We start from the raw sequence: 11,650 nt of genomic DNA, 5'->3' as shown, positions 1-11,650 counted from the left end.
GATTTGGTTTATTGTCGGCTTTTCCAGTTGACGCAAGCTTTAAAAAACGATATAATAAGAAAGTTGAGAATTGATTTTCAGTTGTCTTAGTCCAGAGAAATGGCGGTGCTGCGAGCCATCTAAGCTAGGAAATCATGCTACTCAATCAGACAATTGCATAAGAATAAGAGAATGACAAGTTCATTGAATGAAGGTGGTACCGCGGTTTTTCGCCCTTCGTGATATGGACTTGTCTTTTGATTTTTGGAGGTGTTTATGAAGACATTTCTTGTCAAACAAAAGTTTCGTCTTGGAGGCGAACGCTTCGATATCAAGGATGATAGAGGAGTAGTGAACTATCAGGTGGAGGGATCATTTTTCCAAATTCCTAAGACCTTTACCATCTATGACGCCTATGGTGAGCAAGTCAGTGAGATTAGTAAAGAATTTTTCACTTTGCTTCCTCGCTTTACTATCCAGTTACGAAACGGTTCCAATTTCGTCATTCGCAAGAAGTTGACCTTCTGGCGAGATAAGTATGAGTTTGACAATCTAGGGCTTCGTATCGAGGGCAATATCTGGGATTTGAATTTCAAATTGCTGGATGACCGCGACCAAGTGATTGCCGAGATTCGGAAAGAAATTTTCCATTTGACCTCAACCTACACCGTAACCGTCTATGAAGACTCGTATGCAGATTTGGTCATTTCCCTTTGTGTCGCGATTGACTATGTGGAGATGCTGGAAAGCCAATCAAATTAAACAAGTAAATAAGGAGATATTATGAAACAACTATCTAGTGCTCAAGTTCGCCAAATGTGGCTAGATTTCTGGGCAAGCAAAGGTCACTCTGTAGAACCATCAGTGAGCTTGGTTCCAGTAAACGATCCAACTCTTTTGTGGATCAACTCTGGGGTAGCAACCCTTAAGAAATATTTTGACGGAACCATCATTCCTGAAAACCCACGTATTACCAATGCGCAAAAAGCTATCCGTACTAACGATATTGAAAACGTAGGGAAGACTGCGCGCCACCATACTATGTTTGAAATGTTGGGGAACTTCTCTATCGGGGATTACTTCCGTGACGAAGCCATCACTTGGGCTTACGAGCTTTTGACAAGCCCAGAATGGTTTGATTTCCCAGCTGAAAAACTTTATATGACCTACTATCCTGAAGATAAGGATTCTTACAACCGCTGGATTGAAGTAGGAGTGGATCCAAGCCACTTGATTCCAATTGAGGACAACTTCTGGGAAATCGGTGCGGGACCTTCTGGACCTGATACTGAGATCTTCTTTGACCGTGGAGAAGCATTTGACCCAGAAAATATAGGTATTCGCCTTCTTGCAGAAGATATCGAAAACGACCGTTACATCGAAATCTGGAACATCGTTTTGTCACAATTTAACGCAGACCCTGCTGTACCTCGTAGTGAGTACAAGGAATTGCCACACAAGAATATTGATACGGGCGCTGGTTTGGAGCGTTTGGTGGCAGTTATCCAAGGGGCTAAGACAAACTTTGAAACTGACCTCTTCATGCCAATCATTCGTGAAGTTGAGAAATTGTCTGGTAAGGTCTACGACCAAGATGGCGACAACATGAGCTTCAAGGTCATCGCTGACCACATCCGTTCCCTTTCATTTGCCATCGGTGATGGTGCTCTTCCAGGAAATGAAGGTCGTGGTTATGTCCTTCGTCGTCTACTCCGTCGTGCTTCTATGCACGGTCAAAAATTGGGCATCAACGAGCCTTTCCTTTACAAACTCGTTCCAACTGTTGGAAAAATCATGGAAAGCTACTACCCAGAAGTGCTTGAAAAGCGGGACTTTATCGAAAAAATCGTTAAGAGCGAAGAAGAGTCATTTGCTCGTACCCTTCACTCAGGTCAACACTTTGCAGAAACCATTGTATCTGACTTGAAAGCGAAAGGACAAAGCGTTATCGCTGGTTCAGATGTCTTCAAACTCTACGATACATATGGATTCCCAGTTGAATTGACAGCAGAAATCGCTGAAGAAGCTGGCATGACGGTAGACCGTGAAGGTTTTGAAGCAGCCATGAAAGAACAGCAAGAGCGTGCGCGTGCGTCAGCTGTCAAAGGTGGCTCTATGGGCATGCAAAATGAGACCCTTCAAAACATCACAGTGGAAAGTGTCTTTAACTACAATGCCAGCCAATTGCCTTCTAAATTGGTAGCTATCGTAGCGGATAATGCAGAAGTAGAAGCTGTTTCTGAAGGAACTGCCTCTCTCATCTTTGCGGAAACACCATTCTACGCTGAAATGGGTGGACAAGTAGCTGACCACGGTCAAATCTTGGATGCTAAAGGAAATGTCGTAGCGAATGTGACGGATGTGCAAAAAGCACCAAACGGACAAGCTCTTCATACTGTTGAAGTTCTTGCACCACTTGCTTTGAACCAAGAATACACCTTGGCTATCGATACCAACCGTCGTCATCGTGTTATGAAAAACCACACTGCGACTCACTTGCTCCATGCGGCTCTTCACAATATCCTTGGCCACCATGCGACACAAGCAGGATCTCTGAACGAAGTAGAATTTCTTCGCTTTGACTTTACTCACTTCCAAGCTGTGACTCCTGAAGAGTTGCGCGCCATTGAACAGCAAGTCAATGAGAAGATTTGGGAAGCCATCGCAGTGGAAACTGTTGAGACAGATATTGACACGGCTAAAGAAATGGGAGCTATGGCCCTCTTTGGTGAGAAATATGGTAAAGAAGTCCGCGTTGTGACCATCGGTGACTACTCTATTGAGCTTTGTGGTGGTACCCACGTTGGCAACACTTCTGAAATTGGCCTCTTCAAGATTGTCAAAGAAGAAGGGATTGGTTCAGGAACTCGTCGTATCTTGGCAGTGACTGGTAAAGAAGCCTTTGAAGCCTACCGTGAACAAGAAGACGCTCTTAAAGCTGTTGCATCAACTCTTAAAGCACCTCAACTCAAGGAAGTACCTCACAAGGTTGAAGGCCTTCAAGAGCAACTCCGTCAATTGCAAAAAGAAAATGCAGAATTGAAGGAAAAAGCAGCAGCTGCAGCGGCAGGTGATGTCTTTAAGGATGTGAAGGAAGTCAACGGACACCGTTACATTGCAAGCCAAGTTTCTGTATCAGATGCAAGTGCCCTTCGTACCTTTGCGGATAACTGGAAACAAAAAGACTACTCTGATGTGCTTGTCCTAGTTGCCGCTATTGGTTACAAGGTCAATGTCCTCGTAGCAAGCAAGACTAAAGATGTACACGCAGGAAACTTGGTTAAAGAATTGGCTCCAATCGTCGATGGACGTGGTGGTGGTAAACCAGACATGGCTATGGCAGGAGGAAGCAACCAAGCGAAAATTCAAGAACTCTTGGATGCAGTAGCAGGTAAATTGTAAGACAATAAAGATCTATCCATTTGGGTAGGTCTTTTTGCCTACTTAAAAAGCCAAATCCGCTTGGATTTGACTTGTAACTGATAGGTTTATTTTGTTGCCCAAACACTGACTGAACCCGCTGCTACTGGAAATTCTCCATAACCTTCAGCGTTGATTGTAACTTGTGCTGGATGATTTTCAAGGAGGTCAACAAAGGTTTGGTCAGCCCATTCTTGCCCGACAAACATAGATTTGCTGTTTTCTTGGTCATTTGAGATGAGGACAGCGATTGGAGATTGATGTTCAGCACCTGAACGAACCCAACCGATACAGTTGGCATCGTCAAAGTAGTCTGTTTGCTCCCCATATGCCCTGTCTTTTCGGATGGCTAGGAGACGATCAAGAACTTCTCTGAAATCTTGTTGAGCAAATTGCCCTGAAATGCCGTAATAGTCTCCGTAAAAGACACATGGAAGACCATCTTGGCGTAATAGAATGAGGGCATAGGCTGCTGGCTTGAACCATTCTTCAACAGTAGACTCAAGGGCTTGTCCTCGTTGGGTATCATGGTTGTCAACGAAAGTGACTGCTTTGTCAGGCTTGAGTTCAACCAAGCTATCTGTGAAAATGTTACGAAGGTCGTAACTTGCTCCAGCTTGACTGGCTTCAAAGAGGTTCTGGTGGAGACGAACATCGACAAGATCAAAGCGTTCTTCTGTTTTCTCGAGATAGTCTAGATTGGCTTCCTTGTCTGGATTCCAAAATTCACCAAAAACATAGAAATCTTGACCGTATTTTTCCTTCATATCACGGATGAAATTGCCCATAAAGAAGGAGTCGATGTGCTTAACGGCATCCAAGCGGAAACCAGCTACACCAGTCGTTTCCATGAACCAGTCAGCCCAGTCATAGATGTTTTGGATGACTTCAGGATGCTTAAAGTCTAGGTCAGCATACATGAGGTAGTCGTAGTTACCGTTTTCGTTATCGACCAATTCCTCGTTGGCCCAACCTTTATTGTCTCCCTGGATCAGATAAATGCCAGACTTACGGCGCTTGGCATCGTAGTCTGTACCTGTGAAGTGGTACCAGTGCCAGTGGAAGTTATTGTAGGTATCTTGGCGACCATCGAAAGTAAAGTGAGTCCAGCCATTGATAGTAAAGGGCTCGCTTAGTTGAACGGTACGGTCCTCAGGGTCCACTTCAATAACCTGAAAGGCTTCCATGTGATCGGCAGCAGCCTTGTGATTGAGCACCACATCGGCCATAGGTTGAATTCCCTGTGCCTTTAGAGTTTGAATGGCTTGAAGATAGTCTTCTTTAAACCCATACTTGGTACGGACAGTCCCTTTTTGGTGAAATTCGCCTAGGTCAAAAAGATCGTAAACACCATAGCCGACATCTTTTTCGTTGGTTGCCTTGAAGGCAGGTGGCATCCAGACATGGCTGATACCAAGGTTTGCTAGGTGCTCTGCGTCATTTGTCAGTCGAGCCCAGTGTTGGCCGTCGTGAGGCAGATACCATTCAAAGTATTGCATAAGTGTCTGATTTTGCATTGTTTTTCCTCTTGCTTATCAATGTTGTGTTTTATTCTACCATAAAGTTTAGAACTAGGCAAACGTTTGCGCAAGATTCTATACTCATTTCTGTTTTTGTCTATTTTTAGCGAATAGAATCTCTCTTTCCATTATAAGGGAAAGGATGTTTTGGTGGGAAAGTAAATGGCATATACTTATTTGAACAAAAATGACACTCAGTAAACTAAAGTACAAATGGTTAAACGGTTTCTTTTTTGAGAATTGTCACAAAATTTGCTATAATAGTAGCTATGAATAGAATTAGGGTCAGCAGACGTGTTGAAAAAAAGCTAGCTAAGGGTCTAGTTCTTTTGGAGGCAAGTGATTTAACAGATATTGAACTGACGGATCAGGCAGTAGAAGTTCTTAGTCAAGACGGGAAGTTTTTAGGGAGTGCCTATCTTTCTCAGCAGAACAAGGGCATTGGCTGGTTGGTCAGCAAGGAAAAGGTTGGTTTCAATCAAGCCTTTTTTGAAATCCTGTTTCGTAAGGCCAAGGAAGCTAGAAAGCCTTATTATCAGGATGACTTGACCACTGCTTTTCGCCTTTTTAACCAAGAGGGGGATGGTTTTGGGGGTCTGACTATTGATCTCTATGGAGATTATGCTGTTTTTTCTTGGTACAACTCCTTTGTTTACCAGATTCGTGAGCTCATAGTAAAGGCTTTTAAGGAAGTTTTTCCTGAGGTCTTGGGTGCTTATGAAAAGATTCGTTTTAAAGGTCTAGACTACGAGTCTGCCTATGTTTATGGTGAGGAAGCGCCAGATGATTTTACTGTTCTTGAGAATGGCGTGCTCTATCAAGTTTTTATGAATGATGGTTTGATGACAGGGATTTTCCTGGACCAACATGAGGTTCGTGGGAGTCTGGTTGACGGTCTAGCCATGGGCAAATCCTTGCTCAATATGTTTTCCTATACGGCTGCCTTTTCTGTTGCTGCAGCTATGGGAGGTGCGAGTGAGACGACTTCTGTCGACTTGGCCAAACGGTCTAGAGAGCTGTCAGAAGCCCATTTTCATGCAAATGGACTTAGCACGGACAATCATCGTTTTATTGTCATGGACGTTTTTGAGTACTTCAAGTATGCCAAGCGAAAAGGCTTATCCTATGATGTGATTGTTCTTGATCCGCCTAGCTTTGCCCGCAATAAAAAACAAACATTCTCTGTAGCTAAGGACTATCACAAGTTGATTTCCCAGAGTCTAGAGATTTTAAATCCGGGAGGCATTATCATTGCCAGTACCAATGCTGCCAATGTTTCCCGCCAGAAATTTACAGAACAAATTGATAAAGGTTTTGCAGGAAGAAGGTATCAGGTCTTGAACCAATATGGTCTTCCAGCAGACTTTGCCTATAATAAAAAAGATGAAAGCAGTAATTACCTCAAGGTGATTAGTATGAAGGTTAGTAGATGAAATTAATCGTTTCAGTGATGCCAAGAAGTTTAGAAGAAGCGCAAGAACTGGATGCTACTAGGTATGAAGATGCCGATATCATTGAGTGGCGTGCGGACTTTCTTACAAAGGACGCTATTTTACAGGTAGCACCCGCTATCTTTGAGAAATTTGCAGGACGCGAACTGGTCTTTACCCTTCGGACTCGCGCTGAGGGAGGAGAAATCGAACTTTCCTCAGAAGAGTATGTTCAAATCATCAAGGAAGTTACTCAGCTTTATCAGCCGGATTATGTAGATTTTGAGTATTTCAGCTACAAGGACGTTTTTGAGGAAATGTTGGATTTTCCAAATCTGGTTTTGAGCTATCATAATTTCCAGGAGACACCTGAAAATATGATGGAAATTTTGTCTGAGTTAACCAGTCTCTCTCCCAAAGTGGTCAAGGTATCAGTTATGGCCCATACGGAGCAGGATGTTTTAGATCTGATGAACTACACACGAGGATTTAAGACACTCAATCCTGAGCAAGAGTACGTGACCATTTCCATGGGGAAAATGGGCAAGGTATCCCGTATCACTTCAGATGTGACGGGTTCAAGTTGGTCATTTGCTAGTCTGGATGAAGCGAGTGCCCCAGGTCAGATTTCGCTATCAAACATGAAGAAAATCAGGGAGATTTTGGATGAAGCTTGATGGCTATACACGTTTAGCTGCAGTTGTTGCCAATCCCATCAAACACTCTATTTCACCCTTCATTCACAATAGGGCCTTTGAGGCGACAGCTATTAATGGTGCCTATGTAGCTTGGGAGATTGAAGCGGGTGACTTGGCAGAAACAGTCGCCAATATTCGCCGTTACCAGATGTTTGGGATCAACCTGTCTATGCCTTACAAGGAGCAAGTGATTCCTTATCTGGATGAGTTGAGTGATGAGGTTCGTTTGATTGGGGCGGTCAATACTGTTGTCAATCATAATGGCACTTTAATTGGATATAATACAGATGGCAAGGGATTCTTTAAGAGCTTGCCTTCTTTTACAATCTCGGATAAGAAAATGACCATTCTGGGAGCAGGGGGCGCGGCCAAATCAATTTTGGCGCAAGCTATTTTGGATGGCGTCAGTCAGATTTCGGTCTTTGTTCGTTCAGTTTCTACGGAAAAAACAAGACCTTATCTAGACAAGTTGCAGGAGCGAACGGGCTTTAAAGTGAATTTGTACGCTTTAGAAGATACTTCTGAACTGCAATCAAGGATTGCTGAGTCGGATTTACTGGTCAATGCGACCAGTGTAGGGATGGATGGCCAGTCGTCGCCAGTTCCAGAAAGTATCAATTTGCCAGAGGCTCTCTTGGTCGCAGACATCATTTACCAACCTTTTGAGACACCATTTTTGAAATGGGCTAGAAGCCAGGGCAATCCAGCTGTCAATGGTCTGGGAATGTTGCTCTATCAAGCTGCTGAAGCTTTTCAACTGTGGACAGGTAAAGAAATGCCGACAGACGAGATTTGGCAGTCCTTAACAGAAAAATATAAATAGTGAAAAGGAGACCCTACTATGAAAATCAGAATCGATATTCCGCATCATCCTTATGATATTCAGATTGAAAAAGGTTGTCTAGCTCAGGCTGGTCAATGGTTGCGAGAACTCTGGCAACCTCAAAAAGTGGTTATTGTAACCGACAACCATGTAGCTTCTCTCTATGCAGAGAAGGTTAAACTCAGCCTAGAAGATGCTGGTTTTCAGGTAGCTGTTTTTGACTTTTTAGAAGGCGAAGAACGAAAAAATTTAACAACTGTTCAGAAAGTCTATGAATTTCTAGTCAAGCAGGGGTTGACTCGTAGCGATGGGATTGTGGCTCTTGGTGGAGGTGTTGTTGGGGATCTGGCTGGTTTTGTAGCCTCTACCTATATGCGGGGCATTCACTTTGTTCAGATTCCGACTAGTTTGACTGCCCAGGTTGATTCTTCTATCGGTGGAAAGACGGGTGTCAATACTCCTTTTGCTAAAAATATGGTGGGTACCTTTGCTCAACCAGATGGGGTTCTGATTGATCCGCTTGTCCTTGAAACGCTTGGAAAAAGAGAGTTGATTGAAGGAATGGGTGAGGTTATCAAGTACGGCTTGATTGAGGATCCAGAACTGTGGGCTCTCTTAACGGACCTGGATGGTTCTGTTGAGAGTATACTGGAACATGCGGAGACTTTGATTGAACATTCTTGTCAGGTGAAGCGCAAGATGGTGGTCGAGGATGAGTTGGATAACGGTGTTCGGCTTTACCTCAACTTTGGACACACTATTGGCCACGCCCTTGAAGCAACAGCTGGTTACGGCAAGGTCATGCATGGTGAGGCTGTGGCTATGGGCATGGTTCAGATTTCCAAGGTTGCTGAGGGAAAAGGTCTTATGCCAGAAGGAATAACCCAGTCCATTAGAGAGATGTGCCAGAAATTTGGCTTGCCTGTTGACTATGAAAACTGGGATGTTGACAAGCTTTATCAGGCTCTTACTCATGACAAGAAAGCGCGTGGCAACACCTTGAAATTGGTCTTGGTACCAGAGCTTGGTTCAGCGAGCATTCACCCAGTTTCTCTGGAAGAGATGAAAGACTACTTGGTAAAATAAGGAGAACGTATGAGATATTTAACTGCAGGAGAATCACACGGCCCCCGTCTGACGGCTATCCTTGAAGGAATTCCAGCTGGACTTCCTTTGACAGCTGAGGATATCAATGAGGATCTGAAACGCCGTCAGGGTGGCTACGGTCGTGGTGGTCGTATGAAGATTGAGAGTGATCAGGTTGTCTTTACATCGGGCGTTCGTCACGGGAAGACGACAGGGGCTCCCATTACCATGGATGTCATCAATAAAGACCACCAGAAATGGCTGGATATCATGTCTGCTGAGGACATTGAAGACCGCCTGAAAAGCAAGCGGAAAATCACCCATCCTCGCCCAGGTCATGCCGATTTGGTAGGGGGCATCAAATACCGTTTTGATGATTTGCGAAATTCTTTGGAACGTTCATCAGCTCGTGAAACCACCATGCGAGTTGCTGTTGGGGCAGTAGCCAAACGTCTCTTAGCTGAGCTAGATATGGAGATTGCTAACCATGTCGTGGTTTTTGGTGGCAAGGAAATCGATGTACCTGAAAATCTAACAGTCGCTGAGATTAAGGAACGAGCTGCCCAGTCAGAAGTTTCTATTGTCAACCAAGAGCGGGAACAGGAAATCAAGGACTATATTGACCAAATCAAACGTGACGGTGATACCATCGGTGGGGTTGTGGAGACAGTCGTCGGAGGCGTTCCAGTTGGTCTTGGCTCTTATGTCCAATGGGACAGAAAATTAGATGCGCGATTGGCCCAAGCAGTTGTCTCTATCAATGCCTTTAAAGGGGTGGAATTTGGTCTCGGATTTGAAGCTGGTTACCGCAAAGGCAGCCAAGTTATGGATGAAATTCTCTGGTCTAAAGAAGACGGCTATACTCGCCGTACCAATAATCTAGGTGGTTTCGAAGGTGGCATGACCAATGGGCAACCCATTGTTGTTCGTGGCGTCATGAAACCTATTCCTACTCTCTACAAACCACTTATGAGTGTGGATATCGAAACCCACGAACCTTACAAGGCAACTGTTGAAAGAAGTGATCCGACCGCTCTTCCAGCAGCAGGTGTGGTCATGGAAGCTGTTGTGGCAACGGTTCTGGCGCAAGAAATCCTTGAAAAATTCTCATCAGATAATCTTGAAGAATTAAAAGAGGCAGTTGCCAAGCACCGAGACTATACAAAGAACTATTAAGGAGTCCTTATGGCAAAAACCATCTATATCGTAGGTCTCGGTTTGATTGGTGCTTCGATGGCGCTCGGTATCAAGCGTGATCATCCTGATTATGAAATTCTAGGTTATAATCGCAGTCAGGCTTCGAGAGACATTGCCTTGGAGCGGGGGATGATAGACCGTGCGACGGATGATTTTGCTAGTTTCGCTCCTCTAGCAGATGTTATCATTCTGACCTTGCCAATCAAACAGACCATTGCTTTTATTAAGGAGCTGGCAAACTTAGACTTGAAGGAAGGCATCATTATCTCAGATGCAGGCTCAACCAAGGCTGCCATTGTGGAAGTGGCGGAGGAATATTTGGCTGGCAAGTCAATTCGTTTTGTCGGGGCTCATCCCATGGCTGGTAGCCACAAGACAGGAGCTGCCTCTGCCGATGTTAATCTCTTTGAAAATGCCTACTATATCTTTACTCCATCTAGCTTGACCACTCCAGAAACCCTTTCAGAAATGAAGGACCTACTTTCAGGCCTCCATGCTCGTTTCATTGAAATTGATGCCAAGGAGCACGATCAAGTAACTTCACAGATTAGCCATTTTCCCCATATCTTGGCATCAGGTCTCATGGAACAAACAGCAGTTTATGCTCAAGAACATGAGATGGCAAGACGCTTTGCGGCGGGTGGATTTCGAGATATGACTCGCATTGCGGAAAGCGAGCCAGGTATGTGGACTTCTATTCTCTTGTCTAACCGTGAGACTATTCTAGAGCGAATTGCGGATTTCAAGGAACGCTTGGAAGCGATTGGTCAGGCCATCAGCAGGGGAGATGAAGAGCAAATCTGGAACTTTTTCAACCAAGCGCGTGCGCAACGTCAGGCCATGGAAATACATAAGCGTGGTGGTGTGGATAGCTCTTACGACCTCTATGTCGATGTTCCCGATGAAGAAGATGTCATCTTGCGAATTTTGGAATTACTTCGTGGGACTTCTTTGGTTAATATCCACATCAACGAGGAAAACCGTGAGGATGTTCACGGGATTCTCCAAATTTCATTTAAAAATGCTCAAGATTTAGAACGAGCTGAGCGCTTAATTACAGAAAATACGGACTACACAGTCGTCATCAAATAAGGAGAAAATCATGTCAAATATTTACGATAGTGCAAATGAACTTAGTCGCGGGTTACGCGAATTACCAGAATACAAGGCGGTCAAGGCAGCCAAAGATGCTATCCAAGCTGATGAACAAGCTAGCAAGATTTTTGCAGACTACCTCGCTTTCCAGCAAGAAATCCAAGTCATGGCGCAAACGGGACAAATGCCAGACGCCTCTTTCCAAGAAAAGATGCAGTCTTTCAGTAAGCAAATCCAAGAGAACGCTCTTTTGTCAGATTTCTTTGCCAAACAGCAACAATTGTCCATTTACCTTTCAGACATTGAAAAAATTGTCTTTGAACCTGTTTCAGAATTATTGAAATAGTATTTTATCTGTATAAAAGCCAGAAATTCCAGGAATTTCTGGCTTTTTTGTGATAA

At 44.1% G+C, this 11,650-nt stretch carries 10 protein-coding genes; 9 read left to right on the top strand and 1 reads right to left on the bottom strand.

Annotated features, from left to right (window positions below; translation table 11 throughout):
• The first annotated feature begins 255 nt into the window (after nt 1-255).
• Complete coding sequence (locus tag EL140_RS06060) at nt 256-741, top strand: LURP-one-related/scramblase family protein (protein ID WP_000847087.1); 486 nt, start codon at nt 256-258, stop codon at nt 739-741.
• A gap of 21 nt (nt 742-762) precedes the next feature.
• Nucleotides 763-3,381 (top strand): alanine--tRNA ligase, encoded by a 2,619-nt coding sequence (gene alaS / locus EL140_RS06055; RefSeq protein WP_000811715.1) that lies wholly within the window; start codon nt 763-765, stop codon nt 3,379-3,381.
• A gap of 86 nt (nt 3,382-3,467) precedes the next feature.
• Here alaS and EL140_RS06050 read toward each other — a convergent pair whose 3' ends face one another.
• Nucleotides 3,468-4,916 carry an alpha-amylase gene (locus EL140_RS06050; RefSeq protein WP_001181030.1) on the bottom strand — a complete coding sequence of 483 codons (1,449 nt, stop codon included), beginning with the start codon at nt 4,914-4,916 and terminating at the stop codon, nt 3,468-3,470.
• A gap of 272 nt (nt 4,917-5,188) precedes the next feature.
• Here EL140_RS06050 and EL140_RS06045 point away from each other — a divergent pair, with 272 nt between their 5' ends.
• The 7 genes from EL140_RS06045 to EL140_RS06015 are packed head-to-tail and all read left to right on the top strand — an operon-like array spanning nt 5,189 to nt 11,594.
• Entirely contained in the window at nt 5,189-6,352 is a 1,164-nt protein-coding gene (locus EL140_RS06045; protein ID WP_001079990.1) for a class I SAM-dependent rRNA methyltransferase, read from the top strand.
• A complete protein-coding gene (gene aroD / locus EL140_RS06040) occupies nt 6,349-7,026 on the top strand; it encodes a type I 3-dehydroquinate dehydratase (protein ID WP_000767778.1) in 678 nt (225 codons plus the stop codon). The genes EL140_RS06045 and aroD overlap by 4 nt, the downstream gene beginning before the upstream one ends.
• Nucleotides 7,016-7,870, top strand: coding sequence for a shikimate dehydrogenase (locus tag EL140_RS06035; protein WP_000762464.1), 855 nt, complete (start codon nt 7,016-7,018; stop codon nt 7,868-7,870). Before aroD ends, EL140_RS06035 begins: the two co-directional genes overlap by 11 nt.
• 18 nt (nt 7,871-7,888) lie before the next feature.
• Nucleotides 7,889-8,956 carry a 3-dehydroquinate synthase gene (aroB, locus tag EL140_RS06030; protein ID WP_000702131.1) on the top strand — a complete coding sequence of 356 codons (1,068 nt, stop codon included), beginning with the start codon at nt 7,889-7,891 and terminating at the stop codon, nt 8,954-8,956.
• A gap of 9 nt (nt 8,957-8,965) precedes the next feature.
• Nucleotides 8,966-10,132, top strand: a complete 1,167-nt coding sequence (gene aroC, locus EL140_RS06025) for a chorismate synthase (protein WP_001269896.1) — start codon at nt 8,966-8,968, stop codon at nt 10,130-10,132.
• Between the two features lie 9 nt (nt 10,133-10,141).
• Nucleotides 10,142-11,245 (top strand): prephenate dehydrogenase, encoded by a 1,104-nt coding sequence (locus EL140_RS06020; protein ID WP_001140500.1) that lies wholly within the window; start codon nt 10,142-10,144, stop codon nt 11,243-11,245.
• Between the two features lie 10 nt (nt 11,246-11,255).
• Nucleotides 11,256-11,594 carry a YlbF/YmcA family competence regulator gene (locus EL140_RS06015; protein WP_000065973.1) on the top strand — a complete coding sequence of 113 codons (339 nt, stop codon included), beginning with the start codon at nt 11,256-11,258 and terminating at the stop codon, nt 11,592-11,594.
• The last annotated feature ends 56 nt before the right edge of the window (nt 11,595-11,650 follow it).

It is taken from the genome of Streptococcus oralis ATCC 35037 (assembly GCF_900637025.1).
In the GTDB taxonomy this organism is placed as follows: Bacteria; Bacillota; Bacilli; order Lactobacillales; family Streptococcaceae; genus Streptococcus; species Streptococcus oralis.
The sequence above is the reverse complement of the archived record's forward strand: the minus strand, read 5'-3'. Positions and strand labels throughout refer to the sequence as shown.

Bases quoted from the DNA above. Each gene is read 5' to 3' on its own strand.
- aroB (WP_000702131.1), top strand. From the start codon at position 7,889: ATGAAAATCAGAATCGATATTCCGCATCATCCTTATGATATTCAGATT.
- aroC (WP_001269896.1), top strand. From the start codon at position 8,966: ATGAGATATTTAACTGCAGGAGAATCACACGGCCCCCGTCTGACGGCT.
- EL140_RS06015 (WP_000065973.1), top strand. From the start codon at position 11,256: ATGTCAAATATTTACGATAGTGCAAATGAACTTAGTCGCGGGTTACGC.
- alaS (WP_000811715.1), top strand. From the start codon at position 763: ATGAAACAACTATCTAGTGCTCAAGTTCGCCAAATGTGGCTAGATTTC.
- EL140_RS06050 (WP_001181030.1), bottom strand. From the start codon at position 4,916: ATGCAAAATCAGACACTTATGCAATACTTTGAATGGTATCTGCCTCAC.
- EL140_RS06045 (WP_001079990.1), top strand. From the start codon at position 5,189: ATGAATAGAATTAGGGTCAGCAGACGTGTTGAAAAAAAGCTAGCTAAG.
- EL140_RS06035 (WP_000762464.1), top strand. From the start codon at position 7,016: ATGAAGCTTGATGGCTATACACGTTTAGCTGCAGTTGTTGCCAATCCC.
- EL140_RS06020 (WP_001140500.1), top strand. From the start codon at position 10,142: ATGGCAAAAACCATCTATATCGTAGGTCTCGGTTTGATTGGTGCTTCG.
- EL140_RS06060 (WP_000847087.1), top strand. From the start codon at position 256: ATGAAGACATTTCTTGTCAAACAAAAGTTTCGTCTTGGAGGCGAACGC.
- aroD (WP_000767778.1), top strand. From the start codon at position 6,349: ATGAAATTAATCGTTTCAGTGATGCCAAGAAGTTTAGAAGAAGCGCAA.